The sequence below is a fragment of the Mesorhizobium humile genome (assembly GCF_033977215.1).
GTDB lineage: Bacteria > Pseudomonadota > Alphaproteobacteria > Rhizobiales > Rhizobiaceae > Mesorhizobium > Mesorhizobium humile.
Genome location: NZ_JAVIIV010000005.1, coordinates 69558 through 95012, shown reverse-complemented (window position 1 = coordinate 95012; position 25455 = coordinate 69558). Strand labels below are relative to the sequence as shown.

General features: G+C 63.7%; 29 protein-coding genes. 9 read left to right on the top strand and 20 right to left on the bottom strand.

From position 1 onward, the window contains the following. Positions 1-16: 16 nt before the first annotated feature. Entirely contained in the window at positions 17-418 is a 402-nt protein-coding gene (locus tag RFM52_RS10345; RefSeq protein ID WP_320293293.1) for a winged helix-turn-helix transcriptional regulator, read from the top strand. Positions 419-500: 82 nt separating this feature from the next. Here the strand turns inward: RFM52_RS10345 and RFM52_RS10340 are convergent, their stop codons facing one another. After that, complete coding sequence (locus tag RFM52_RS10340; RefSeq protein ID WP_140811206.1) at positions 501-878, bottom strand: flagellar export protein FliJ; 378 nt, start codon at positions 876-878, stop codon at positions 501-503. Positions 879-1327: 449 nt separating this feature from the next. On the opposite strand from RFM52_RS10340, the gene ctrA reads away from it, so the two are divergent. Then, the gene (gene ctrA, locus RFM52_RS10335) at positions 1328-2023 is read left to right on the top strand and encodes a response regulator transcription factor CtrA (protein WP_006203583.1); all 696 of its coding nucleotides are present in this window, start codon (positions 1328-1330) and stop codon (positions 2021-2023) included. A gap of 70 nt (positions 2024-2093) precedes the next feature. Here the strand turns inward: ctrA and RFM52_RS10330 are convergent, their stop codons facing one another. From RFM52_RS10330 to RFM52_RS10320, 3 genes are all read right to left on the bottom strand, one after another. Beyond that, complete coding sequence (locus tag RFM52_RS10330) at positions 2094-2462, bottom strand: response regulator (protein WP_320293294.1); 369 nt, start codon at positions 2460-2462, stop codon at positions 2094-2096. 223 nt (positions 2463-2685) lie between these two features. Next, positions 2686-3315 (bottom strand): histidine phosphotransferase ChpT, encoded by a 630-nt coding sequence (chpT, locus tag RFM52_RS10325; RefSeq protein WP_320293295.1) that lies wholly within the window; start codon positions 3313-3315, stop codon positions 2686-2688. Between the two features lie 15 nt (positions 3316-3330). Continuing rightward, entirely contained in the window at positions 3331-3582 is a 252-nt protein-coding gene (locus RFM52_RS10320) for a hypothetical protein (RefSeq protein WP_320293296.1), read from the bottom strand. 116 nt (positions 3583-3698) lie between these two features. On the opposite strand from RFM52_RS10320, the gene RFM52_RS10315 reads away from it, so the two are divergent. Both RFM52_RS10315 and RFM52_RS10310 read left to right on the top strand, forming a co-directional pair. Beyond that, positions 3699-4235, top strand: a complete 537-nt coding sequence (locus tag RFM52_RS10315) for a DUF1134 domain-containing protein (protein WP_320293762.1) — start codon at positions 3699-3701, stop codon at positions 4233-4235. 134 nt (positions 4236-4369) lie between these two features. Beyond that, positions 4370-5509 carry a coiled-coil domain-containing protein gene (locus tag RFM52_RS10310; protein WP_320293297.1) on the top strand — a complete coding sequence of 380 codons (1140 nt, stop codon included), beginning with the start codon at positions 4370-4372 and terminating at the stop codon, positions 5507-5509. A gap of 166 nt (positions 5510-5675) precedes the next feature. On the opposite strand, the gene RFM52_RS10305 is transcribed toward RFM52_RS10310, so the two are convergent. The 6 genes from RFM52_RS10305 to RFM52_RS10280 form a co-directional block, all read right to left on the bottom strand. Beyond that, positions 5676-6518: a TrmH family RNA methyltransferase gene (locus RFM52_RS10305; RefSeq protein WP_320293298.1), complete on the bottom strand. Its 843-nt coding sequence runs from the start codon at positions 6516-6518 to the stop codon at positions 5676-5678. Positions 6519-6572: 54 nt separating this feature from the next. Continuing rightward, complete coding sequence (locus RFM52_RS10300) at positions 6573-6911, bottom strand: ArsR/SmtB family transcription factor (RefSeq protein WP_140645679.1); 339 nt, start codon at positions 6909-6911, stop codon at positions 6573-6575. Between the two features lie 155 nt (positions 6912-7066). Then, complete coding sequence (locus RFM52_RS10295) at positions 7067-7837, bottom strand: HugZ family pyridoxamine 5'-phosphate oxidase (RefSeq protein ID WP_320293299.1); 771 nt, start codon at positions 7835-7837, stop codon at positions 7067-7069. A gap of 36 nt (positions 7838-7873) precedes the next feature. Next, the gene (locus RFM52_RS10290) at positions 7874-9061 is read right to left on the bottom strand and encodes a CaiB/BaiF CoA transferase family protein (protein WP_320293300.1); all 1188 of its coding nucleotides are present in this window, start codon (positions 9059-9061) and stop codon (positions 7874-7876) included. 6 nt (positions 9062-9067) lie between these two features. Continuing rightward, positions 9068-9829, bottom strand: a complete 762-nt coding sequence (locus RFM52_RS10285) for a 3-hydroxyacyl-CoA dehydrogenase (RefSeq protein WP_320293301.1) — start codon at positions 9827-9829, stop codon at positions 9068-9070. A 27-nt stretch (positions 9830-9856) separates the two neighbouring features. Beyond that, positions 9857-10462 (bottom strand): GNAT family N-acetyltransferase, encoded by a 606-nt coding sequence (locus RFM52_RS10280; RefSeq protein WP_320293302.1) that lies wholly within the window; start codon positions 10460-10462, stop codon positions 9857-9859. A gap of 305 nt (positions 10463-10767) precedes the next feature. On the opposite strand from RFM52_RS10280, the gene RFM52_RS10275 reads away from it, so the two are divergent. Then, the gene (locus RFM52_RS10275) at positions 10768-11754 is read left to right on the top strand and encodes a glutathione S-transferase family protein (protein ID WP_320293303.1); all 987 of its coding nucleotides are present in this window, start codon (positions 10768-10770) and stop codon (positions 11752-11754) included. On the opposite strand, the gene RFM52_RS10270 is transcribed toward RFM52_RS10275, so the two are convergent. Continuing rightward, positions 11755-12258 carry an NUDIX domain-containing protein gene (locus RFM52_RS10270; RefSeq protein WP_320293304.1) on the bottom strand — a complete coding sequence of 168 codons (504 nt, stop codon included), beginning with the start codon at positions 12256-12258 and terminating at the stop codon, positions 11755-11757. 170 nt (positions 12259-12428) lie between these two features. On the opposite strand from RFM52_RS10270, the gene RFM52_RS10265 reads away from it, so the two are divergent. Further along, complete coding sequence (locus RFM52_RS10265; protein ID WP_320293305.1) at positions 12429-13364, top strand: metallophosphoesterase family protein; 936 nt, start codon at positions 12429-12431, stop codon at positions 13362-13364. Here the strand turns inward: RFM52_RS10265 and RFM52_RS10260 are convergent. From RFM52_RS10260 to leuA, 4 genes are all read right to left on the bottom strand, one after another. After that, entirely contained in the window at positions 13354-13974 is a 621-nt protein-coding gene (locus RFM52_RS10260) for a hypothetical protein (protein ID WP_320293306.1), read from the bottom strand. The genes RFM52_RS10265 and RFM52_RS10260 overlap by 11 nt on opposite strands. A 156-nt stretch (positions 13975-14130) precedes the next feature. After that, positions 14131-14934 carry an alpha/beta fold hydrolase gene (locus RFM52_RS10255; protein WP_320293763.1) on the bottom strand — a complete coding sequence of 268 codons (804 nt, stop codon included), beginning with the start codon at positions 14932-14934 and terminating at the stop codon, positions 14131-14133. Positions 14935-15080: 146 nt separating this feature from the next. Beyond that, complete coding sequence (locus RFM52_RS10250) at positions 15081-16853, bottom strand: tetratricopeptide repeat protein (RefSeq protein ID WP_320293307.1); 1773 nt, start codon at positions 16851-16853, stop codon at positions 15081-15083. Between the two features lie 208 nt (positions 16854-17061). Then, positions 17062-18801: a 2-isopropylmalate synthase gene (leuA, locus tag RFM52_RS10245; protein ID WP_320293308.1), complete on the bottom strand. Its 1740-nt coding sequence runs from the start codon at positions 18799-18801 to the stop codon at positions 17062-17064. 499 nt (positions 18802-19300) lie between these two features. Between leuA and RFM52_RS10240 the strand changes: the two genes are divergently transcribed. Genes RFM52_RS10240 through RFM52_RS10230 form a run of 3 tightly spaced genes read left to right on the top strand, consistent with a single transcriptional unit; the run spans position 19301 to position 21562 of the window. Next, positions 19301-20467 carry an ATP-grasp domain-containing protein gene (locus tag RFM52_RS10240; RefSeq protein WP_320293309.1) on the top strand — a complete coding sequence of 389 codons (1167 nt, stop codon included), beginning with the start codon at positions 19301-19303 and terminating at the stop codon, positions 20465-20467. A gap of 4 nt (positions 20468-20471) precedes the next feature. Beyond that, on the top strand, positions 20472-21248 hold the full coding sequence (locus RFM52_RS10235; protein WP_320293310.1) for an esterase family protein: 777 nt from the start codon (positions 20472-20474) through the stop codon (positions 21246-21248). Continuing rightward, positions 21248-21562 carry a nuclear transport factor 2 family protein gene (locus tag RFM52_RS10230; RefSeq protein WP_320293311.1) on the top strand — a complete coding sequence of 105 codons (315 nt, stop codon included), beginning with the start codon at positions 21248-21250 and terminating at the stop codon, positions 21560-21562. Before RFM52_RS10235 ends, RFM52_RS10230 begins: the two co-directional genes overlap by 1 nt. A gap of 129 nt (positions 21563-21691) precedes the next feature. Here RFM52_RS10230 and RFM52_RS10225 read toward each other — a convergent pair whose 3' ends face one another. The 5 genes from RFM52_RS10225 to RFM52_RS10205 all read right to left on the bottom strand — a co-directional run bounded on the left by RFM52_RS10225 (position 21692) and on the right by RFM52_RS10205 (position 25449). Next, positions 21692-22444, bottom strand: coding sequence for an SDR family NAD(P)-dependent oxidoreductase (locus RFM52_RS10225; protein ID WP_320293764.1), 753 nt, complete (start codon positions 22442-22444; stop codon positions 21692-21694). Between the two features lie 179 nt (positions 22445-22623). Then, on the bottom strand, positions 22624-23727 hold the full coding sequence (locus RFM52_RS10220) for an AbrB family transcriptional regulator (protein WP_320293312.1): 1104 nt from the start codon (positions 23725-23727) through the stop codon (positions 22624-22626). 68 nt (positions 23728-23795) lie between these two features. Beyond that, complete coding sequence (locus RFM52_RS10215) at positions 23796-24107, bottom strand: putative quinol monooxygenase (RefSeq protein WP_320293313.1); 312 nt, start codon at positions 24105-24107, stop codon at positions 23796-23798. A 52-nt stretch (positions 24108-24159) separates the two neighbouring features. Next, on the bottom strand, positions 24160-24933 hold the full coding sequence (locus RFM52_RS10210) for an SDR family NAD(P)-dependent oxidoreductase (protein WP_320293314.1): 774 nt from the start codon (positions 24931-24933) through the stop codon (positions 24160-24162). Positions 24934-25014: 81 nt separating this feature from the next. Beyond that, positions 25015-25449, bottom strand: a complete 435-nt coding sequence (locus RFM52_RS10205) for a DsrE family protein (RefSeq protein ID WP_320293315.1) — start codon at positions 25447-25449, stop codon at positions 25015-25017. Between the last annotated feature and the right edge of the window lie 6 nt (positions 25450-25455).

Here is a 25455-nt window from a genome sequence, read left to right as displayed (position 1 = left end):
TATATATAGGCACCTTATGGATAGTGAAGACAGATCGCCACTCGGCTACGACGCATTCCGGCGCACCTGCCCGTCGCATACGGTGCTGGAGATGCTGGCCAGCAAATGGGTTTACCTCACGGTCTGCGCGTTGCGGCGCGGCCGGCTGCGCAATGGCGAGCTGGCGCGCAAGCTGGAGGGCATCACGCCCAAGATGCTGACGCAGACGCTGCGAGTGCTGGAGCGCGACGGCCTTGTCCGGCGCGAGGTGTTCGCGGTCATCCCGCCACGCGTCGAATACGAACTGACGGAACTTGGCCAGAACCTTGCGGGGCTGCTCAGCCAGATACGCTCCTGGGCGGAAGAGCATGCGCCGGATATCAAGGATGCCCGGGCCCGGGCTTCAGCCGATCACGGCGAGATGGGCGCTGCGTCCTGAACACCGCGGGGCCGATTTCTGCCGATTGCCCGATCTGATGGTGCCGGCAGGTCTCCGGCACGATCGCGAATATGCCCGGCAATCAGCCGATCATGGCGCTGCGGCCGCCGGTTTCGGCCTCGCGGATCTTGGTGTCGCGCGATTCCAGCATCTCCGCCTTGGACAGCTCCGCTTCAGCTTCGCCGAGTAATGATTCGGCGGCGCTTCGCTGCTGGGCGAGGTCGCTTTGTGAGTTCCTGAGGTTGTCGCGGCGCAGGCGAGCCGCCTTGGCGAAGGTCGGATAGGCGAAATGGTTGATGTCGGTGATGCCGGCTTTTTTCTCTTCGGCGATGATCTGCGCTTCCAGCTCCACGGCCATGCGCTCGAACTCGGCGATCATCATGTCCAGCTGCAAGAGCTGGCGCCGCTTCTCATTCACCTGAAACTGCTTCAGCCGAACGAGGTTTTCACGTGACTTCATGACTCGATACTCCGCAAACGCACACTTGCAATACCGTCCAGTCCGCCCGGAACGACCCAAGCGCCACCCGTTTCCACCGGCTTTCCCTGGGCTATGGGAAACAAAGCCCTAAAGATTTTTGCCGGCGGTAACCATTCGTTTACGGGCATTGTTAATCATACGGGCGAGGACTTAAGGCCGGGTAAAAATTCCGGCTCTCGGCGGAAGCCCTGGCCAGCGAGTCTCTGGAGTCACTTAGGCTGACTTATTAATGTGGTGCATTAGCGGTTTTGGTCTGTGATTCATTATTAGATTCAAGTGGGTGTAGAAAGGGGTTAAAAAATCTGGTATCGTGGATGGCACGAAATTAGGATTTGTTAACCAGTCAGTGGCACCTTCTGTTCAGGCAATCACTGCTCCGGGTCCCGGACGGGTCGTGACACGGTCCGGCAGCAGAAAAGGGGAATGAAATGCGTGTTCTGCTGATTGAAGATGACAGTGCAACCGCACAGAGCATCGAACTGATGCTGAAATCGGAGAGCTTCAACGTCTATACGACCGATCTCGGCGAAGAAGGTGTCGATCTCGGCAAGCTCTACGATTACGACATCATCCTTCTGGATCTCAATCTTCCCGACATGTCGGGCTATGAAGTCCTGCGCACCCTGCGACTTTCCAAGGTCAAGACGCCGATCCTGATCCTCTCCGGCATGGCCGGCATCGAGGACAAGGTGCGCGGCCTGGGCTTCGGCGCCGACGACTATATGACCAAGCCCTTCCACAAGGACGAGCTGGTGGCACGCATCCATGCGATCGTGCGCCGCTCCAAGGGCCATGCCCAGTCGGTCATCACCACCGGCGACCTGGTGGTCAATCTCGACGCCAAGACGGTCGAGGTCGGCGGCCAGCGCGTGCACCTGACCGGCAAGGAATACCAGATGCTGGAGCTGCTCTCGTTGCGCAAGGGCACGACGCTCACCAAGGAAATGTTCCTCAACCATCTCTATGGCGGCATGGACGAGCCGGAGCTGAAGATCATCGACGTCTTCATCTGCAAGCTGCGCAAGAAACTCGACGCGGCGTCCGGCGGCCAGAACTACATCGAGACGGTGTGGGGCCGCGGCTATGTGCTGCGCGAGCCGGAAGATATCCGCGTCAGCGCGTAAACGATCCAAGTGATTCGAACGAAAAACCCGGCTCAGGCCGGGTTTTTTGTTTGGAACAAGCCCTGGCGAATCAGGCGGCTATCTTCAGGACGCGGAAGCTTTCGAGCAGTTGCGCACGGTTGAAGGGCTTCAGCAGATAGCCCTGGGCGCCGGCGCGCTTGGCGCGCATGATCGCCGCGACGTCGACCTCGACCAGCGAGACCAGGATCTGCGGCTTGATGGGAGCTTCGATAGCACGGATGCGGCGAATAAGGTCCACGGCCGGGACGTCGGCAAGACCACCGTCGATGACGATGACATCGGGCATGGCGTCGGCGCAAATCTCGGCGGCCTCGACTCCTGTCGAGGCCTCGACGACAATCAAGTCCGAGCCGCCAAGAATGCGTTTTGCGACCTTCCTGATGACGCTCGAATCATCGACGAACAGGCAGCGCTTCATGTCCGGGTCCTCTTTGCCATCTGCCGCACCGGCAATCTCCGGGTAACTGCAAGGCACCATAGGCCAATCTGGTAAAGAAGCTGAAAAGCCGTTAGGTAAAGTTTTTCCAAACGGGCATCTTGCGCCGCTCTAGCTCCCGACGCCATTATATGGATTGCAGCTGGCATTGCTCGACCGGCACTGCCAGCACAAATATTGGCAAGAAAAGATACTTCGACTTTTCTTAGGCAGCCTTCAGTACGATCTCCTCGGCGGTCGCGTGGATCGAGATCGTCATATTGGCCTCACGCGCCAGAAGCAGCGTGTAGTAAGGCTGGACCGAATGGGCGTCGATCGGCTCCTCCGGCTTGTGGCCGGAATGCAGCTCGAGGAATTTCGGCGGCACGCGCAGCATCGGGCCACTGGCCGACAGCGAAAAACGCGGCTCGGTTTCGGGACTTTCCAGCGTGACCACCAGCTTGCCGCCGCGCGGTATGGCCGCGTTGGCGACGAGAATGAGGTTAAGCAGCAGCTTGACCTTGTTCTTAGGCAGCAGCGCACGGGGGCCGTTCCACAACAGTTCCGGCTTTTCGTTCTTCAAGAAGGCGAAGGCCACGGCCTCGGCATCGCCGGTGTCGATCATCATGCCGGCGGAACCCGCGGCGCCGAAGGCGATGCGCGCAAACTGCAATCGCGCCGAGGCGTTCTTGGCGCTCTGGCGAATGAGCTTCATGGCGTCTTCGTCGGCGCCGCCTTCGTCGAGCAACTCGAGGCCGTTATTGATGGCTCCGACCGGCGAAATGATGTCGTGGCACACACGGCTGCAAAGCAGTGCCGCGAGATCTGGCGCGGAAAGGGTGAAAAGCTCGGCCATCGGCGAAATCCCTGCTCAAGTCATCTGTTCATGGCCGAGCGACCGTTTTCGCGCCTGCCCGCACGAATCACGCTCTTTTCCAAGGCTTTCTGAATACACAGGGCCCGAGCGCGCATCAACAAATCCAAAATTGTCGACGGCAAAAATGGTGTGTTCGCGGGGGGAAACCCGCCGCAGCGGCAAAAGTGCAGCCTTCGAACCGCCATCTTCGTGTGGGAGTTTAATGGTTGAAAAAGGATTACGGCATAGTTTGCCCGTAACAGCCATCCTGAACGGCCGGCAAGAGCCGTAGGGGTGCGAGGCGTCGGCGAAAGTGCTCCCTGACGGAGATTGGAAGCATGTTTTCCCGATACTACGACCGGACATTCGTCCGTGTCCTCACCATGACCATCACACTCCTGGGGGCTTTGGTCCTTTCGACCGCCGCGTCGCGGGCTCAGCAGTACACCGCTCAGGAAATCGTCGATTCCGGTCATAAATTCTTCGGCGAGACGTCCGGCGGCCTGGCCACCGTCGTCGAGAAGATCTTTGCCTCCTACGGCCTGCCCAACGGCTACCTGCTTGGCGAGGAAGGTTCCGGCGCCCTGATCGGCGGCCTGACCTATGGCGAAGGGACGCTCTACACCAAGAACGCCGGCGATCATAAGGTGTTCTGGCAAGGTCCGTCGCTCGGCTGGGATTTCGGCGGCGAGGGATCGCGGGTGATGATGCTGGTCTACAACCTCGACGATATCAGCAGCCTTTATAACCGCTTCGGCGGCGTCGCGGGCTCCGCCTATGTCATTGCGGGCGTAGGCTTCAATGTGTTGCAGTCCAATCGGGTGTTGCTCGTGCCGATCCGCACTGGTGTCGGCGCGCGTCTGGGAGTCAATCTCGGCTATCTGAAGCTCACCGAAAGGCCGACCTGGAACCCGTTCTGATCGGATTGCGCCCGCTATAATCGCTCGGACAGTGCTGATCGCGCCGTGGCAAGCCCTTGCCGCGGCGTTGAATTTCGGCCATGCCAAGGTGGCACAATCCAGCGATTGCCGCTCCGTAAAATGGATAGCACGCCTTGGTCCAGTCGGTTCTGTTCTTCGTACTCGGTTTCCTCTGCGCCGTTTTTCTGGTGTCGCTGGTGGCGCCGGCGGTCTGGCGGCGGGCCGTTGTCCTGACGCGCAGGCGCCTCGAGGCTTCGCTGCCGCTGACACAAGCCGAAATCCAGGCGGACAAGGACCGGGTCCGTGCGGAATATGCCATGACGACGCGCCGACTGGAGATCACCGTCAAGAACCTGCAGGAAAAGACGGCCGAACAGCTGGTGGAGATCGGTCGCGGGCGCGAGGCCCTGAAGGGACTCGCGGTCGAAAAGAAGGACAAGAACCAGGCGCTCTCCGATCTGCAGGCAAAGAATGCGGAGCTCAGGCAGCGCGAGGAGGACTTGCACCGGCTGTCGGAAAAGCTCGCACAGACGGAGCGGGCGCTGGAGAAGCGCGCGCTGGAGTTGCAGAAGCTCGAGCAGATGTATGACGACGCCAGCTTCTCGTCCTCGAACCGCCAGATCGAACTGGTTGCCCGCGAATCGGAGCTGGAAAAGCTCGCCAGCGACATTGCGCTGCTCAAGGGCCAGCGCAAGGAGGCGGACCGACGCAACCAGGAGGTCGCGTCGGAAAGCAAGGCCGCGCGCGAGGCGTTGAAGGCGGAGAAGAAGAAAACGGCCGAGCTCGACAAGAAGGTCGAGCGGCTGCTTGCCACGCTTGCCGACCGCGAGGAAAAGCTCGACCGGCGCGAGAAGGATCTCGCTCGAATGCGCGAACGTTCGAAGGAGAGCGCCGCAAACGGCGTCGCGCGGCTCGCGGCCGGCGCGGATGCGAAAGGCGACGATGTCGACAAGGCAATCGCCAGGCTCGAGGCCGACCGGGAACGGCTTGAGGCAAGGCTGACGGCGCTGGCGCGCGAGAACAAGCGGCTGAAAACCGATCTTGCCGCCTCGGGAACGGCAATGCCCGAATCGGCGGGCGACGCACGCTCCGGCGCCGGCCTTCGCGAACAAATGAACGAGCTGGCCGCCGAGGTGGTCAATCTGACGATGAAGCTCGACGGGCCGGACTCGCCTATCGCCAAGGCTCTGGCGGGCGAGGGGCAGCAAAATGGGCGCGGCGTCAGCCTTGCGGACCGGGTGAGGGCCTTGCAGAAAGCCGGCTCGACCAACTGAGGTGTGTTGAGATTCAGGTGAGGCCGGCCTGCAAATGGCGGCTTCCTGCGCTTCCGGTGCTCACGTACTTTAAGTACGCTCCGCTCCGGTTCTCGGAACCCACCATTTTGGTCGCTTCGCGCCCGTCTTCGACTCCGACTCGGCCTGACCTGAATCACGACGCACCTCAAAGCGTCGCAGCTACTCGGGATGTGGGGTCGTTCTGAGGGTCGCTAGCCATCGAAAAGTGATGCAGGGCTATTGCCGACGCGGCGGCGACATTCAGGCTGTCGAAACCTTCCGCCATGGCGATCCTCACCGTTTGCAGCCGGGCAAGCAGGTCTCGCGGCAGGCCTTCGCCTTCCGTGCCGAGATAGAGCGCCAGGCGCGCTGATCGTTCCGCGGCGCGGATGTCGACGTTTCCGCCTGGCGAGAGCGCGAACTGGCCGAAGCCCAGCCGATCGAGCGTCGCGGTGAAGGTTCCGGTATCGCCGAAGGCGGCGAAGGGAACCTTCAGCGCCGCGCCAACCGAAACGCGGATTGCCTTGCGGTAGAGCGGATCGCAGCACGTCTGGTCGAGCAGCACCGCGTCCGCGCCGAAGGCGGCCGCATTGCGGAAGATCGCTCCCATGTTGTCGTGATTGGATATGCCGACCAGGACGACGGCCAACGCGCGCCGGGGCAAGGTCTCCACCAGAATCTCGGCGGGCACTGGGTCGCCACGCATGCCGATCGCCAGGATGCCGCGATGCATGTGGAAGCCGGCGATCCGGTCCATGACCTCGCTCGCGGCGACATAGACCGGAAACTCCGGGGGCGCCTTGCGCAGGATTTCCTGCACGCCGGCCAGTCTGTTTTCGAGGATGAGGGCAGACTCGGCGGCGAAGCGCCCGCTCGACAGCAGGAGGTCCAGCACCACCTTGCCTTCGGCGACGAAGCGGCCGTGCCGGCCGACGAGATCGCGCTCGCGGATGTCGAGATAGGCGGCGACGCGCGGGTCCTTAGGGTCGTCGATCGGAATGAGGTTCATGCAAATCTCGCTGGAAAAATTGCCAGCGAGGTAAGGGGTTTTGGATGGCGCGGGTCAAGCCCCGGCGCGGCGCAGCCGATAGGCCATCTGGGAAAGGTCGCCGTCGCCGAAAATGCCTTCCAGCATGCGCAGCAATTCGCGCACCGCCTCGGATTTGCAGGAATAGTAGATCATCTGGCGGTCGCGCCGAGTCTCGACGAGATCGAGCGCCCTCAGCTTGGCGAGATGCTGTGACAGCGCGGATTGGCTGAGTTGCACCTTCTCGGCGATGGCGCCGACCGACATTTCATCGTCGATCAGATGGGCCACGATCAGCAAGCGCTTTTCGTTGCCCATGAGGGTGAGAAACGCGGCCGCAGATTCCGCATTGGCGATCAGCTTATTTGAGATCATAGATCCCCCAAGGGTCTTGGCTCATCCAGGCGCCAGGGGGCAATGGCGCCTGATTCCGCAATGTTCAGATGTCGATGGGCGCTGAATCAGCGTCACTACGAAGGTAATTCATTTCGTCTAAATCTCAAGCGTTGCTTTCGCCGGCGCGCCATCAACTATCGCTCTTGCTCCGCTGCGCGTCCTGCCTTCGCCATCTCGATAAGCGCCGAACGCAATTCGTGCGCGCCTTGCAGAGGCCGGGGAAAGAAGATCCTGCAGGTCGCATCGGCTGCGGCGAGATCCATGCCATCGGGGTCGAGACCGGTCGCGATCCAGCCGTCGCCCTCGGCGCGGCCGAAATGACGGGCATAAAGGGCAAGCGCGTCGCGATGGTCGGCATTCATGTGATCGAGCGCTGCCTGCTCGCCGCCGGCGAACTCCTCGACAAGGGTGGCGCCGGCGATGAGATCATCGCGGTCGAGAAGAAAGGCCTTGCCGAAGCCGCCGTTCAGGCTGGCGCGCTCGGGCTCGAGCCGGAAGAACGAGAAGTCGCCGAGCCCGGCATAGAGCTTCGCCTTCGGATTGCGGTTGAGGTAGCGCCGCTCGGCGCGGATGTAATCGGCCGATCCCCGCTCCAGTCGCAGGGCCCGGCATGCCAGGCTGATGCGTGGATGCGCCAGCGGATCGCCCTTGCCGGGTTCGCCAAGCAGCAGAGAACAGCGCGGATCGGCGAGCAACGCGCCGGTATGCGCGGACAGCATCGAGATCAGGATCAGCGGCGCGCCGTCTATGTCGGTGGCGACGCCAACCCTGCTTGCCAGCGGCGCGCCGGTGCCAGGCTCGATCGCCGCGAGCGCGCCGAAACGTGCCGCGCGGACCAAGGTTTTCGCCAGCCTGATCGCCTCGGCGTCGGTCTCGCGGATGACGTCCTTTTTCGGTTCGGTCACAAGCTCACCCGAGATAAGTTGATTTTCGTTATCCGGTTATCGACCGAGTATACCCGTCTTTGCAAGCGCTCCGATCTCCTCTTCGCTCAAGCCGAAACGGGTCAATATGCCAGAGGGCTCGCGATCGGCGACGGCCGGCGCTGCGGCAGGCGCTTGTACGCGTTGCGAGAAACGCGGCGCCGGCGCCGGGCGGTCGAGTTTGCCGGACTTCACGAAGCTTTGCCTGGCGCGATTGTGCGGATGGTTCCTGGCTTCGACCAGGGACAGTACGGGCGCCACGCAGGCGTCCGTCGCGGCGAAATGCGCGGCCCATTCGTCGCGCGTCTTCTCCTTGATCCGGCCGGCAATGGCGGCGCGCATCGCGGGCCATGCTGACTTGTCGTATTGGCCGCCGACAAAATGCCCGTCGAGCGGCAGCAGCCTGGCGAATTCGGCGAAGAAGCGCGGTTCGAGACAGCCGACGGCAATGTGCCTTGCGTCCGCCGTCTCATAGGTGTCGTAGAAAGGCGCGCCGGAATCGAGCAGGTTCTCGCCGCGCCTGTCGCTCCACAGACCCGATGCCATGTAGGCATGGATGGGTGCTGCGAGCATCGAGGCTCCCTCGATCATCGAGGCATCGACCACCTGGCCCTTTCCGCTGCGCGAGCGCTGGAAAAGAGCGGCGAGCACGCCCGCGATCAGCATCATGGCACCGCCGCCTTGATCCGCGACGAGGTTGAGCGGCGGCACCGGCGGCGCGTCTTGCCTGCCGATCGCATGCAAGAGGCCCGCATAGGCGAGATAGGTGATGTCGTGCCCGGCTCGCCCGGACAGCGGCCCGTCCTGGCCGAAGCCGGTCAGGCGACCATAGATCAGCGCCGGATTGCGCTGGAGAACGACATCCGGCCCCAGCCCGAGCCGCTCCATCACGCCGGGACGGAAGCCTTCGACGAGCAAGTCGGCCTGTGCCGCAAGGCGCAGCAGCAGTTCCGCGCCCGCCGGGCGCTTGAGGTCGAACTTGAGGATGGAACGACCGTGGCGGTCGAGATCGTATTCTTCCGGCAGGCTTAGAAGCGGCTGGCCGGCGTCGGCGCGTTCGATGCGCAGCACCTCGGCGCCCATCTCGGACAGCATCAGGGCGGCAAGCGGCACTGGGCCGAGCCCGGCCAATTCGATCACTTTCAGGCCGGCGAGCGGGCCGATCTTTCCGGTGGAAGCACCGGCGCCTGTAGGCGAGCCAGGCATCTCCGCTTATTTCGGCGCCATGCGGATGGCGCCGTCGAGGCGGATGGTCTCGCCGTTCAGCATCTGGTTCTCGACGATGTGGAGGGCAAGTGCTGCATATTCCGACGGCTCGCCGAGCCGTGGCGGGAAGGGCACGGAAGCGCCTAACGAATCCTGCACTTCCTGCGGCATGCCGGCCATCATCGGCGTCTTGAAGATGCCGGGCGCGATGGTGCAGACGCGAATGCCGGAGCGGGCGAGATCGCGCGCCACAGGCAGCGTCATGCCGACGACGCCGCCCTTGGAAGCCGCGTAGGCGGCCTGGCCGATCTGGCCGTCATAGGCGGCGACGGAGGCGGTGTTGACGATGACGCCGCGCTCGCCGCCGGCGAGCGGATCGAGTTTCGCCGCCCGGTCGGCGACGAGGCGGATCATGTTGAAGGTGCCGACCAGGTTGATCTCGATCACCTTGCGATACTGGTCGAGCGGATGCGGCCCGTCCTTGCCGATCGTCTTCACGCCGATGGCGATGCCGGCGCAATTGACCAGGATGCGCGGCGGCCCAAGCTTTTCAGCCGCTTCGGCGATCGCGGCGGCAGCGCTGTCGCCGCTGCTGACATCGCATTGGACGGCAAAGCCGCCGATGTCGGCCGCGACTTTGGCAGCGCGCTCGACGCCCACGTCGAGGATGGCGACACGGGCGCCCTTGGCCGCCAAGGCGCGCGCCGTCGCCTCGCCAAGACCGGATCCCCCGCCAGTGACGATCGCGATCTGGCCGTTCGGGTTCATGCAAGCCTCCCTGGATTTCGAATTATGCTACGAGGCGCGCAAAGGAGGCGCAACCGCAATAGCTGGGTCGATCGACGACTGCGCATTGGCGGCAGGCCGCGCCAGGGCCGGGGCAAATTCTGCAACCCTCGCCATGTTGGCGTGGCAGACATCGCCGGCAAAGCGGGCGACGGCGCCCGGCTTGATTTCGTGATGCAGCAGCCGGTCGAGATCGACTGGGCGCGGCATGGCGATCTGCCCGCGCGGAAAGCGCTTGAAGCCGAGCGGCCCATAATATGGCTCGTCGCCGACCAGGATGACGGCGGGCGCGCCGGCCTTCCTGGCCGCCTCCAGCGCGATAGCCACCAGCTTGCGGCCGATGCCGAGATTCTTGAAGGCGGGGCGCACCGCAAGCGGGCCGAGCATCATGGCGCGACCGGCGCCCGCTGCCACGCGCGTCATGCGCACCGAAGCGATGACCGTGTCGTCCTTGACGGCGACGAAGGACATCGAGCGGTCATGTCCGCCCGACTCGCGGATCTTGTAGGCGGCGAGCACGAAACGACCCGGGCCGAAGGCCTCGTCGTTGATGGCTTCGATTTCAGCATCATGCGCCGGGGTTTCCGGCAGGTATTTCACGTCGGCAAGGCTCATGGTCTTTGCGTTCCGGCATGCGAGGAAGGTTTGCTGCAAGCGGCAGCGTTCGCCAATCAGCGCTCTTAAGCGCGGGCGCCCTTTCGTCGTCGGTCGAACCGGATCGAGGCAAAGTCGAACATGGGCGCCTCCGCTAGCACCAATTTTGTGCCGCTGCAATCGGTGCTTTCCGGCTTTCTTTGCGTTGCATGACGAACCGGTCCATCGCTGGACCTATTCGCCATTTGACGAACTGTTCAGCGCCTGAGGGCTTCGCCAGCCCGGTCATCAGCCTAGATAATGGCAACCGCCAGGGAGATTTTCGCATGGGATTGCTGATTGAAGGCAAATGGCAGGACCGGCCGCACAACACCGACAGCGGCGGGCGGTTCATACGCACGGAGTCCCAATGGCGCGACTGGATCACGCGCGACGGCGCGCCGGCGGAAGGCCGCACGCGCGGCTTCAAGGCGGAACCCGGCCGCTATCACCTCTACGTGTCGCTCGCCTGCCCATGGGCGCATCGCACGCTGATCTTCCGCGCCCTGAAGAAGCTGGAGGGCATCATCTCCGTCTCCGTGGTGCACCATTTCATGGGCGAAAACGGCTGGACCTTCAAAGCCGAGGACGGCGCGACCGGGGACACGCTCTACGGCCTCGATTTCCTGCACCAGGTCTATGCCAAGGCCGATCCGGGCTATTCGGGCCGCGTGACGGTGCCGGTGCTGTGGGACAAAGAACAAGAGACCATCGTCAACAATGAGTCCTCCGAGATCATCCGCATGCTCAATTCGGCCTTCGACCAATGGGGCGACGCGGGTCTCGACTTCTACCCGGCGGCGCTGCGCGCGCAGATCGACAAGATCAATGCGCTGGTCTATCCGGCGATCAACAACGGCGTTTATCGCGCCGGCTTCGCCACCGCGCAGAAAGCCTATGAGGAAGCGTTCGGCGAATTGTTCCTAGCGCTCGATACGATCGAGGAGCGGCTTTCGAAGCAGCGCTATCTGACCGGCGAACACATCACCGAGGCCGACTGGCGGCTGTTCACGACGCTGGTTCGTTTCGATCCGGTCTATGTCGGCCACTTCAAATGCAACCTGCGCCGCATCGCCGACTATCCGAACCTGTCGAACTATCTGCGCGATCTCTATCAGGTGCCGGGCGTCTCGGGCACGGTCAACCTGCATCACATCAAGGCGCATTATTACGGCAGCCACAGGTCGATCAATCCGACGGGGATCGTTCCGGCGGGGCCGGAACTCGATTATGCCGCGCCGCATGACCGGGGACGGTTCAGGAAGGCGGCTTGATTACCAGTAAGCCGAGATGCGCTCGCCCTCAAAAATCTCCGCTATCCGCCGGAGCGTCGCCGGCGTCGTGCCCTCCGGCAACCGACCAAGCGGGAAGAAGCCGGCTTCGGCGATCTCGTGGTCCGGCAGTTTCGGCGCCGTCTGGCTGAAGGTGTCGATCAGATAAAGGCCGACATGATCGCGCTTGCTGGAGCGGCGGTTGAAATGCATCGACTTCAGCACCGGCGGAGCGGTCAGGGTGATGTTGCCTTCCTCGGCCAGCTCGCGGGCCAGCGCTTGCTCGAGGGTCTCGCCGACCTCGACGCCGCCTCCCGGCAATTGCCAACCTGGCACATAGGTGTGGCGGATCAGGAAGACGGCGTTGGAGGCACGGTCATAAACCAGCCCGCGCACGCCGAGCGTCATCGGGCGGCGCAGCAGGAAGTAGAAATGGAACAACCTTGCCCGCAGCCCCGGCCAGCCGGTCTGGCGGAATGCCTCTTCCGGATCGGCTCGGCGGTTCATGCAACGATCCCCAAGCAGATGTTCGTGGGTTGCCCCACGAACATCTGCTTGGGGATCCTTGTTTTTCGCAGATTCTGGCCGCAAAACCGTGGGAGACTTTTGCGGAACCTGCTTGGGCGAACAGCAAAGGGTGAGTGGAAAGCTTCGTCAGCGTCGCTTAAGAAGGGACCATGTTCAGGCTCGCGCATATTTCCGATGCTCATCTGGGACCGCTGCCCGATGTAACCTATCGCGACCTCGCGTCCAAGCGCGTGCTGGGCTACGTCAACTGGCAGCGCAACCGGCGCCGCCATATGCATGACGCGGTCATCGATACCATCGTCGCCGACATCAAGGCGAACGCGCCGGACCACCTCGCTGTGACAGGCGATCTCGTCAACCTGGCGCTCGACGGCGAGATCGAGATGGCCAAGCACTGGCTGGAGACGCTCGGATCGCCGCACGACGTCTCCGTGGTTCCCGGCAACCACGACGCCTATGTGCCGGGCGCCTTCGACAAGGTCTGCCGGGCGTGGGCTCCCTGGATGACGGGCGACGGCGTTAACAGTCCGGTCGACCGCAATTCCTTTCCGTATCTGCGCGTGCGCGGCAATGTCGCGCTGATCGGCGTCACCACGGCGCGCGCCACCGCGCCCTTCATGGCCAACGGCTTCTTCATGGAAGGACAGGCCGAGCGGCTCGGCAAGGTTCTCGACGACGCGGCGAAACAAGGGCTGTTCCGCGCCATCATGATCCACCACCCGCCGGTGCGCGGCGCCGTCCAGCAGCATAAGCGGCTGTTCGGCATCGCCCGTTTCCACAAGGTCATTCGCCGGCATGGCGCGGAACTCGTCCTGCACGGCCATTCGCATCTGCCGTCGCTGTTCACCATCGGCGCACGTGGCGCCAAGGTGCCCGTGGTCGGGGTCGCCGCCGCAGGCCAGGCGCCCGGTGGCAAACATCCGGCCGCTCAGTACAATCTGTTCGAGATCGACGGCGAAAAGGGTGACTGGCGTCTCCGCCTGATCCGGCGCGGCCTGACGGGGCCGGCGCTGCCGCCGTCAGACCTGCAAACGACGGATCTCGACGTGCCGGTCGCGAAGGACCGCGAACTCGTCAGAAGCTGATCTTCATGTGCACGATGCGGTCCCAGAACATCGCCAGCGAAGCCGCCAGGCCGACAAGGGCACCGGCGGTAATCAGGCCGAGGCCGGCGAAGAAGGTGGTCCAGCCATTGCTGCGGCGGGTTTCGGATTGGATGGGCGGTTCCGCTTCCTGGACCACGTGGCGATGCAGGCCGGGAACGGCGCTTTCCATGCTCCCTTCCATCATGCGTTGCCGCTCGACGACCCGCTCGGCCACGTAGCGCGTCACCGCATCGGCGACGGCCTTCATCTCGGTCGTCTCGGCCAGCACAACACGGCCGACGCGCGTATCCTTGAGGAAGCGGTAGGTGCGGCGGTCGCGTCCCATGGCGACGTGGCTCACCGCGTCGATCCATAGCCGCGGCTGCAGGCCGGACGAGACGGCGAAGTCGAAGCTGTCCATGTCGGCCGGAACATCGGCAAAGATCGGGGCAAGCTCGGTTGCCAGAAGATCGAGCCGCATGCGGTGCGCCTCGCGCATGTCGACGACCACGTCGTCGCGGTCGGCGAAGGCGTTCTTGACGTCGCGTACGGCATCGGCGAGCTTCCGCGACGGCTCGATAGGGGTGATCTTGTCGCCTGCATCCTTCATGGCGGCTGCCTCACTGTTGGTTAACAGCGAGTTAACACAATCGCCGGCAAAATGCACTGCCGGTGACGAGCAGTGCGACCGCTGCGGTCTGGCGGAGCGGGTTGCGGATATTTTCGAGGCCGGTCCGAAGGGCCAATCCCGCAGGACAATCAGCGATCAGCTCGCCGCCGCGTCCCGTGATGGGCGCACCCGCCTGCGGCGCCGGCGCGTGTTGCGGCGGACGATTTCGGCGATCAGGCCCGGAGCCTCCTCGACCAGCATATGACCCGCGTCGAGAACATGGTGCAGATGGAAATGCGACGGCAACGCCTCGGCCTGCTCGACTGGCAGCAGCGGGTCCTCCGCTCCCCAAACGACCATCACCGGCATGTCAAGCGTATCCAGCTGCGCGCGTGGGATGACCCCTTGCCGGTCATCCCTTGTCATCGCGGCCGCCATATCGATCAAAGCCTGTAACTGGCCCGGCTGTTTGCGCATCCGGCACAATGCATCCACGACGTGGTCTGGCGGCACGCTCCGCGGACCCGACATGGCCGCGAGGCTGGCGCGGACCTCTCTCCTGCCGGTCGCGGCGGCATAGCGGCGCAACAAGCCTGCGTTGATTTCCGGGCCGAAGCCGCCAGGCGCCAACAGTGTGAGCGAGGCCACCCTGTCGGGGTCGGCAAGCGCCATCAATGTCGCGATCGCGCCGCCCATTGAGTGACCCACAAGATGGACTCTGCCCAGCCGCCGCGCGGCGAGATCGGCGAGGATGGCTTGCGCGGCCGGCTTGGCGCCGCCCAGGCCTTCGCACTCCAGCGAATGACCATGGCCCGGCAGATCGTAGGTCAATATCCTTGCCTCCGTCGCGAGCGACAGCGCGACGTCACGCCAAATCTCGCTGCAGCCTCCGAAGCCGTGCAGAAAGACGATCGTCTTCAGGCCAGCGCCGCTCTCGACGGCATAGGGGAATGGAAGCATGAAAAATGGAGCAGTGAGCAAAGAGGGCAACACTTTCGAATTGTGGCTGGATTGCTCCTGATCCGGACCGTTGGCCAGTAAAATTTTCGCGACCGAAGCGATCCGTCAGGCGCTCGATCGGCCGCCGAAATGGGCCGAAGGCGTGTTCAGCTCGGGTTGCCGATCCCGGCCGCACGCAAGGATTGCACCAGCCGATCGGTGAGATCGGCGGGGTATTTGCGGTCGACGAATGTCGCCCGCGGGTCGGCGGCGAACTTCGGGAATTCGGCGGTGAGTTCGTTGGCAAGCTCGCCCGCCAGCTTGTCGCGGCCCGAAATCCTGGCGCCGATCAGGCGCGCGGCCAGGTAATGCGACTTGGATGCCGTCGTGCGCAGCGACTCGCTGGCGATCGCGGCCCGTTTCATATCGCCCTGCATGAAGGCTCCGACGAACAGGCCGTAATCCCACCAGGTCGGATGGCCGCTGAAGGCCTCGACCGCGTGGCTCAGGATCGGTGTTCCCTCATCATATTTGCCGGCGAAGATCAGTCCGTAGCCATAGGCGGCGGCCATGCCGAGATCATACGGGTTGAGTTCGTAGGCCCTGCGCGTCAAGCGGATCCCTTCGTCCGCGTTGCCGAGGCGCGAGTTGAGGTAGCCGAGGGCACGATGCGCGTGCGGGTTCATAGGCCCCATCTGGACGGCGCGATGCGCAAGCGACATGGCCTTTTCGAGCGTTGCTTCCGGTGGATAGGAATAGTGGGCGGTGACGGCCTCCCCATGAAGCGCGGCCAGTTCCGCATAGACAAGCGATGATTTGGTGCCTTCGGCGGCAAGCTTCTCCAGGCAGCGATAGGCAGCTTCATGGGTCTGGGCGTTCATGTCGAGAAAATAGCGGTCGTCGAGCACCAGGCAACCGATCTGGCTGGTCCGGATGTCGCTCTGGTCGATGTAGCTGTAGATCGCGCCGGAAGCGGGAACGGTCGATGTCAGAAGGCTGGCTATGTTGCTTTCAACCACGCCAGGCGCGGTTTCGGCCGATGTCAGGTTGCGCGACAGGAGAACCCGACCGGTCGCGACGCTCTGCAGTTCGACCGTGACGTCGCCGGCGGCGGGGCCGGGAACAATATCGAAGACGAAACTGATCGGGTCGGCCGATTGATCGCGCGTCGAATCCGCATCGCGCCCGATGAAGTCGATGGTGTCGAAACCGGCGAGCCCGGCGCGCAGCGACGACGCGACGCGAGCCGCCTCTGCTCCGTCGGCTTTCGTGGCAATGTAGATCAGCGGCAGGGAGTCGAACACCGGCTGGGCGGCGGTGCCGGCAGCGCCCGCCGTTTCGGCCGTTGCCACCGTGTCGCCGCCGCCGAGGAAGACATCGCCCTGGCGAAGGATGAGCACGCCGAGCATGGCAATGACCAGGACCATGGCAGCCCAGAAGAAACGCAGTTGCCGCGTCAGCGATTGTGCAGGTGTGGCCGGGGCAATGGGGGCGGCAGGCTCGCCCAGCGTCGGCCTGTCGAGATGTTCGGCTTCGGCCAACACGTCGGGCCGCGCGGTGCCGTCGGAGGCGGACCTGGCGTTGCCAGGCAAGCGGATTGCGTTCAGCTCATAGGACGGGACATAACCGCCGCGCGGGATCGCGATGCGCACCGGCTCGGCAATGCCTTCATTGGCGAAGTACTGGTCCAGGAGCTCGCGCAGGCGGCCGGCCTGGACCCTGACCACGGCATCGGTGGAGGCGTCGAAATCGCCGTCCTTGCCGAAGACGTCCATGGCGATGGAAACACCCTTCAGCCTGTCCGCCTCGCCAGCCTGCTCGCGTTCGACCAGATAGCGTAAAAGCCTACGCGCACGCTCGGATCGTCCGAACGTTTCGCTGGCAAGCAGTCGCTCCAATGTCTCGCGCACTGCGGGGGCGGCAGGCGGGGCATGCTCCAAGTGTCGAGCCTTTCGAAGTCGGCACAGGTTAGGACGCGATAATATAGCGCCCGCGCCGGCGCACAAGGATGCTTCTATTATGCGATCGCGTAAGCCACCGGAAATTCCTCCGGCGGTTAACGAATGGCAGGCTTTCGCGTCTGTCTTTCGCGTCTGTCTTTGAAGTGCGGCGCATGTTGGATGCGCCACACTTCGATCGAGTTGCCGCTCAGCCGGCTTTATGGCCGATGATGCGATTGGCGGCCGAAACAACGGCCTCCAGCGAGGCGGCCACGATATTGGTGTTGATACCGGCGCCGAACAGCTTGCCGCCCGGATACTCCATTTCGACATAGGAGATCGCCGAGGCGTTGGAGCCGCGCTGCAAGGAATGCTCGGAATAGTCGAGCACCGACATGTCGACGCCGACATGGCGCGAGAGCGCGTCGACGAAGCCGTCGATCGGGCCGGTGCCCGAGCCGGTGATGGTCACTTCCTTGCCATTGTCGAGGATATCCGCCTCGACCATGCGCCGGCCCTTTACCTCGGTGTCGGGATAGGTGCGGTGGTCGAGGAACTTCAGCCGCGCGCCGGGCTGGTCGACATAGGTTTCGAGGAAGCGGTCATGAATGCGCTTGGCCGGCACTTCCTTGCCTTCCGCATCGGTGATCGCCTGGATCGCCTGGCTGAACTCGATCTGCAGATTGCGCGGCAAATTGAGGCCGTAATCGGCCTGCAGCACATAGGCGATGCCGCCCTTGCCCGACTGCGAGTTGATGCGAATGATCGCCTCGTAGGTGCGGCCGACATCGGCCGGATCGATCGGCAGATAAGGCACTTCCCAGATCGGCGTGTTGGCCTTCTTCAGAGCCTTCATGCCCTTGTTGATGGCGTCCTGGTGCGAGCCGGAGAAAGCCGTGTAGACCAGTTCGCCGACATAAGGGTGACGCTCCGGGATCTTCAGCTGGTTCGAATACTCGTAGACATCCTTCATCCGGTTGATGTCGGAGCAGTCGAGCTCCGGATCGACGCCCTGGGTGAACATGTTGAGCGCCAGCGTGACGATGTCGACATTGCCGGTGCGCTCGCCATTGCCGAACAGCGTTCCCTCGACGCGGTCGGCCCCGGCCATCAGGCCGAGCTCGGTGGTGGCGATGCCGGTGCCGCGGTCGTTATGCGGGTGCAGCGAGATGATCAGGTTCTCGCGGTTGTCGAGATTGCGGCACATCCACTCGATGCGATCGGCATAGACGTTGGGCGTCGACATCTCGACCGTCGAGGGCAGATTGATGATGAGCTTGTTGTCGGCCATCGGCTTCACGATCTCGGTGACGGCGTTGCAGATCTCCAGCGCGACGTCGAGCTCGGTGCCGGTGAAGCTTTCGGGCGAATATTCGAAGCGATAGCCGCCGCCGGCCTTGGCCGCCATGTCGGTGATCATCTTGGCGGCGTCGGTGGCGATGCGCTTGATGCCGGCGACGTCCTTCTCGAAGACGACGCGGCGCTGCAGCTCGCTGGTCGAATTGTAAAAATGCACGATCGGGCGATGCGCGCGTTTCAACGCCTCGAAGGTCCGCGTGATCAGCTCGGGCCGGCACTGCACCAGCACCTGGAGCGATACATCCTGCGGCACGCCGCCTTCCTCGATGCACCAGCGGGCGAAGTCGAAGTCCGTCTGCGAGGCCGAGGGGAAGCCGATCTCGATTTCCTTGAAGCCCATATCGAGCAGCAAGGCGAACATGCGCGCCTTGCGTTCATGGCCCATCGGGTCGATCAGCGCCTGGTTGCCGTCGCGCAGGTCGACCGAGCACCAGATCGGCGCCTTGTCGATGATCTTGTTCGGCCAGGTGCGGTCGATCAGGCCGACCGTCGGGTAGGATTGGTATTTGCGTGCTGCATCCGGCATGTGGCCGGCCGTGCGCTTTCCGGCTTCAGCCTCGCCGGCGCTGATTTCTTCTCGTGCGTTCATCGTCTCTTCTCCGGGCGGCTCGCGTTCGCCTTGGGCGGATTGATGGCGAGCGTCGCCTCTACCAGAATTTCGTTCGCTTGATTATGACCTTGCCAAGGAGCATGCGCCTGAGGCGGCTGGTACCGACCGCCGGGCGCTCCTTCAGCGAACCCGGCGATCGCCGATAAGGCCGAGAAGAAGCAGGGTCGAGGCGAGCGCGCGCGCAGTCTCGCCGGCAAAGCCGGTGCGAGAGGAAGCGACAGAGCGGACGCGCGTGGTCATGGCGGCTCTCTTACAGGAGCGGCCATCGGGAGGCAAGTGCCGGCCAGGACGCGCTTAAAGCGCTTCGCATCGAAATAGATTCGAGCGACGCGCTTTAAGCCTTTGGTTTTATGCATGTCGTTTTCCCAAAAGCGGCGCAAACTTTGGGCGACATGCATTAGCGCTGGCTCTTCCCCGCATCGGGCAAATGCGCCACACTCGCCCGACGCGGCCCATAGTGCCCCGGGGGAGGTTGTGCATGAATTTCGTGTTCTTCTCGCCGCATTTCCCGGCCAACGGCACGGATTTCTGCGACCGGCTGAAAAAGGCAGGCGCCACCGTGCTCGGCATCGGCGATGCACCTTACGAGACGCTGAACGGCAAGCTGAAGACGGCGCTTTCGGAATACTACCGCATCGCCGACATGGAAGATTACGATGCCGTGTTCCGCGCGATGGGGCATTTCATCCACAAATGGGGCCGCATCGACCGCTTCGAGTCGCTCAACGAGCATTGGCTCGAACTCGAAGCCAACATCCGAACCGACTTCAACATCTTCGGCACCAAGGTCGATTTCGTGAAGAATTTGAAGCGCAAGAGTCGCATGCGCGCCTTCTTCCGCAAGAGCGGCGTCGAGACCATTCCGCAGCGCAAATGCTCCGACCGCGCCGGCGCCATGACCTTCATCCGTCGTGTCGGCTACCCGGTGGTGGTCAAGCCGGATTCGGGCTCCGGCGCCTCGAACACCTTCAAGATATCAAACGCCAAAGAACTGGACCAGTTCTTCAGGGACAAGCCCGAGGGCGTCACCTTCGTCATGGAGCAGTTCATCGAGGGGCTGGTGGTGACCTTCGACGGGCTGGTCAACCGCGATGGCGAGGTGGTGCTGGCGGCCAGCCACCGCTACGACCAGAGCATCATGGATGCGGTCAACAAGGACCGCCACATGAGCTACACCTGCTTCCCCGAGATCAGCCCTCAGGTCGAGGAGGCGGGCCGCAAGATACTCAAGGCGTTCGACGTGCGCGAGCGCTTCTTCCACATCGAGCTGTTCGAAACCAGGGACAAGCGCGTCATCGCGCTCGAGGTCAACATGCGCCCGCCCGGCGCCTGGATGACGGACGCCATCAACTACACGTTCGACATCGACGTCTATGCCGCCTGGGCCGACATGGTGGTCAAGGATGCCGCCGGCGGCCCTTACAAGGGCAAGTATTTCACCGCCTATGCCAGTCGCAAGCGCCATATCGACTATTTGCACAGCCATGCGGACGTGCTAGCCGCCCACGGCGACAAGATCGTCCATCACCAGGCCATCGAAGAGATCTTCAGCCGCGCCATGGGCAACTACGCCTATCAGATGCGTTCGAAGGATCCGAAGGCGCTGCGCCAGGCGGTCGACTATATCCACGCGGAAAAGGCCTGAGCCGATGGACGTCTCCTATCACAAGGGCCATGCCCGCAATCTCGGACGCGACATGGAATACAAGCGCTACGGCCATGCCGGGCGCCCGGTGGTGGTGTTCCCGACTTCGCAGGGGCGGTTCTACCAGTTCGAGGATTCCGGCGGGGTCGCAGCGCTTGCCGACCTCATCGACACCGGCCGCATCCAGCTCTTCACGCTCGACGGCATCGATTCGGAGTCGTTCTTCAACAAGCATGCCGACGCGGCGCATCGCATCGCCCGCCACGAGGCCTATTTCCGTTATGTGCGCGAAGAGGCGCTGCCGGAACTGCAGGCGGTCGCCGCCAAGGCCAATGGCGGTCGCGCCTTGAAGCCGCTGTTTTGCGGCTGCTCGATGGGCGGCTACCACTCGTCGAACTTCGTGTTCCGCTTCCCGGAGCTGGCGAGCGGCGTGATTTCGCTGTCCGGCGTCTATTCGGCCCGCGACTTCTTCGGCCGGACGCTGGAAGGCAACATCTATTTCAACTCGCCGCTCGACTACCTGCCTGGCATCGTCGACCAGAAGCTGCTCGGGCGGCTCAGGGCGCTGCGGCTGATCTTCTGCTGCGGCCAGGGCGCCTGGGAAGAGCGCATGCTGGTCGAGACGCGCGAGCTGGAGCAGGTGCTGCGCGACAAATCCATCCCGGCCTGGGTCGACTATTGGGGTGGCGACGTCAGCCACGACTGGCCGTGGTGGCACAAGCAGCTTGTCTATTTCTTCGGCCGCTGGCTGGACGATGATCTGATGAAGCGACTGGATTGATGACCACGCCCGATCCGATCCGCCGCTTTGTCGAAGCCACCAACGCCGGTGATACCGAAGCCTTTCTGGCGACATTCACCGACAACGCCCTCCTCAGCGACTGGGGTCGCGATTTCCATGGCCGCGACGGGGTCGCGCGGTGGAACCAGTCGGACAATATCGGCGTGCAGTCCAATCTTCGCATCGTTCGCGTCGCCGAGCGCGACGGCGTCTACCATGCCCGCGTCGCCGTGACGGGCAATGGCTTCAATGGCGTGGGCGACATGGCCTTCACGCTCGACGGCGACCGGATCGCAAGCCTGGTCATCAGTTGACCTCTCTCGCCATCGGCTGATTTGGTGGACGGCTATCCTTCCTGGCAGGCCGGCAGCGACGCGACATCTTGCGGCTCGGCCGTACGCAATTCCGGACGGAAAACCGCTCACACTTTTCCTGGAATTGCTCTAGTAGGTCGTGCGCCCGCCGGAGAGGTCGAAGGTCGCGCCGGTGGTGAAGGAGTTCTCGTCAGACAGCATGAAGACGACCATGGCGGCCGCCTCTTCCACCTCGACGAAGCGGCCGCGCGGCACTTTGCCGAGCATATAGGCGACCTGGGCCTCGGTGAGCTGCTCGAGGATGCGGGTGCGGGCGGGCGAAGGCGTCAGCGCGTTGACGGCGATGTCGTGACCGGCGAGCTCCTTGCCGAGCGACTTGGTCAGCGCCAGCACGCCGGCTTTTGCAGCGGAATAAGCGGCGGCGTTGGGATTGCCTTCCTTGCCGGCGACCGATGAGACGTTGACGATGCGGCCGTAGTTGCGCGCGACCATGCCGGGCACCAGGCGCCGGCAGCAGTAGAAGACGCCGGTGAGGTCGATGTCGACGATCTGGCGCCAGGCGGCGGGGTCGTAGTTCACAACGGTCGCCGCCGGCCCGGCAATACCGGCATTGTTGACGAGGAGATCGACGGGGCCAAGCGTCCGCTCGGTCTGGGTGGCGGCGCGATCGACGGCCTCGATCTGCGACTGGTCGCAAAGGATCGCTTCAACGCGGCCGAGCAAAGCGAGTTCGGCGACGGCCTTGGCCATCGCGGCCTGGTCGACGTCCCAGATGGCGACACCGGCGCCCGACGACAACAGGCGTCGCGCGACCGCTAGGCCGATGCCTTGCGCGCCGCCGGTCACCACGGCGACGCGGCCGGACAGATCGACGGCGTTCAAACGGCGGTTCATCGGCAATTCCCCCTCGTTTGCTTAGAGCAATTCAGCATCCTGACAGGATTGCTGAGCCGCTCCAATTTTCTGTTTCACGCAATTCCGGACGGAAGGCTACGGCGAATGCGCCGAGCCCAACCGCCGAGCGCTTTTCCTGGAACTGCTCAGGCATTGGATAGCCCGGATCAGGCCCCGACGTTTCGCGCCACCAGCTTGGCTACGCTTGGCCCAATCAGCAGTACGACCAGGAAGCGCGCCGACTGCAGCGCCATGACGAAGGAGATGTCGACGTTCCGTGCCGCGGCGGCGATGATGGCGACACTGTCCATGCCGCCAGGGCTGGTCGCCAGATAGGCGGTCAGCGGGTCGATGCCGAGCAGGCGGCTGATGACGAAGGCCACGCCGCCGCAAAAGGCGATCAGCGCGACGATCGAGCCGACGATCTGCGGCAGGGCGCGCGCCGCGTGGCGCAAGATCGGCCGGGTGAAATTGAGCCCGATCGACCAGCCGACCATGGCATAGCTGATCGCCAGCAGCCAGGGCGGCAATTGCATCGGCACGCCGAGGCCGAGATGGATCACCGCGCCGAAGATGAAGGTGCCGAGAAAGAACGGCGAGGGCAGCCTGACCAGCTTTCCGAGAAGGCCGCCGACGATCGCAATGCCGATGGTGGCGGCGAAGGCGAAGGCGTCGATCGGCGGAAACCAGACGATGGGCGTCACCTCGACGCCGGATGTGTTGACCCACATCTTGGCAACGATCGCCGCCGTCATCGAAACGAAGATGACGCGCAGATATTGCATGAAGGCGACCAGACGCTGGTCGGCGCCGAAGGCGCCTGCCATCAGCACCATGGCGGTGGCGGCGCCCGGCGAGGAGCCCCAGACTGCCGTGGTGCCGGGCAGGATGCGCCAACGGCTGATCATCCAGCCAAGCAGGCTGGAGGCGGCGACGGTCGCGACCACCACGGCGAGGAAAAGCGGCCATTCGGCATAGAACACCGGGAAGATGTCGGCCGAGATCGAGCCGGCAACCAGGCAGCCGACGATCGCCTGGGCCGCGCCGAACAGCGGTCGCGGCACGCGCACGGAGGCGCCGTTGGTGCCGGCCAGAATCGCGGCAAGCATCGGGCCGATCAGCAGGGCCGCTGGCAGGGCGGCGAACTCCAGCGCGCTGGCGAAGAGCAGCGAGAATACCAGAAGCACCAGCCATTGCCGCGGCGGGCGCAGGCGCGCCATGCGCTCGACGGGCGCTTGGTTCTGGGATGGCTGCTCTGGTGAAGAGTCCATGTCCGGCTCTTAGACCGGATACAGACAAATGCGAACCAGCTTTTCGCGGAAATTCCGCGTCCGCGCGGTTAGCCGGCCTTCTCGGAGGCGGGAAGGCCGAAGCCGCCGACCGGGTGGGTCTCGACCTGGAATTCGAAGCCGGCGATGAAGGGACGCGCCCTGGCGATCGCGGCCTGGACTTCCGGCAGTTGCAACGAGGCCTTGTGGCTCGCCTGGTCGGTCCACACTTCGGTCACCCAGATCGCGTCGGCGTCGGCCGGATCGGTGGCGATGATGTAGTTCAGGCAACCGGGGAGCGCGCCGGTGCTTTCGCGCAGCACGTCCATGACCGCATCGCGCTGGCCGCGCGCCGCCCGCATCTTGCCGATCAGTCCGTACATGCCCTTGCTCTCCCTCCAGGTTGCACGCTCCATCGAGTATGCAGTCGACCGCTCACGGCATCAACTGGCCACCATTGACCTCGATCACCTGGCCGATGATGTAGCCGCTCAAGAGGTCCGACGACAGGAACAGATAGGCGCCGACGCAATCCTCGGGCGTTCCGGCGCGGCCTTGCGGTATGGTGGCGACCATAGCCTTGATCTGCTCGGCGTTCGAATAGCGTTCGTGGAAGGGCGTCAGGATCGTGCCGGGCGCCACGGCGTTGACGCGGATGCCGAAGCCGATCAGTTCCTTGGCCATGCCGCGCGTCACGTTGGAGACGAAAGCTTTCGACGAACCATAGAGGCCGGCGCCGCCGCCGGCGCCGTTGCGGGCGGCGATCGAGGTGGTGTTGATGATGAAGCCGCCCTGGCGCTTCAGCCACGGTATCGCCTTGCGCGAGGCGGTCAGGACGGAGCGCGCATTGAGATCCATGACCGCGTCGTAATGCGCCTCGTCCTGATCGGCATAGGCGACGCGCCCGAGCATGCCGCCGGCATTGTTGACCAGGCCGTCGAGCCGGCCGAAATGTTTTGCGCTCTCTTCGACGACGCGCTCGACGTCGGCAGGTATCGAAAAATCGCCCTGGACCAGAAACACCTCGCCGCCATCGTCGCGGATGGTCCTGGCCACGGCTTCGGCGGGAGCGCGGCTCGCATTGTAATGCAGCGCGACCCGGCATTTTTGCGCCGCATAGGCGCGGGCGAGGGCGGCACCTATGCCGGTCGAAGCGCCGGTGACCAGCACCGCCTTTCCGGCAAGATCGGGGATGGCAGGTGTCGTCATGTCAGCTGGCCTCCGGGCTCCCATCCTTCGTAGGCCATTGCCGGCCTGGCCTTCAAGTGTTGGCGTTCAGTGTGGGCGCATTCAGGGTCTGAGATAGACATAGCCCTGATGCTGCAGCTCGGCGAGCTTCACGACGCCACCCTTCTCGGCAAGCTCGAAGCCCGCCAGCAGGTCGGTCAGCGTGATGTCCATGCCGTGCAGGGTGTTGCCGCAGGCTTGCGGGACAAGTCCCTGCTGGACGAGGCCGGCAAAGCGGCTGGAAACGGCGCCGGAAGCGCCCTTGGACTTGAAGGCGGCCAGGGCCGGGCCGTGCACCACAAGCACGATGTCGACATTGCCGCCGGTGCCCTCATAGTGGTTCTTGATGTTGCCGAGGACGAAGTTGACCTTGTCGGTGTCGCTGAGGTGATAGGCGACTTTCAGCCTTCCCTCGGCCGTTGCCGCATTTGCCCGGTTCAGTCCGAACAGGCCGGCGGCGCCTGCGAGACCGGCGCGAAAAATGTCACGGCGCAGCATCCTATC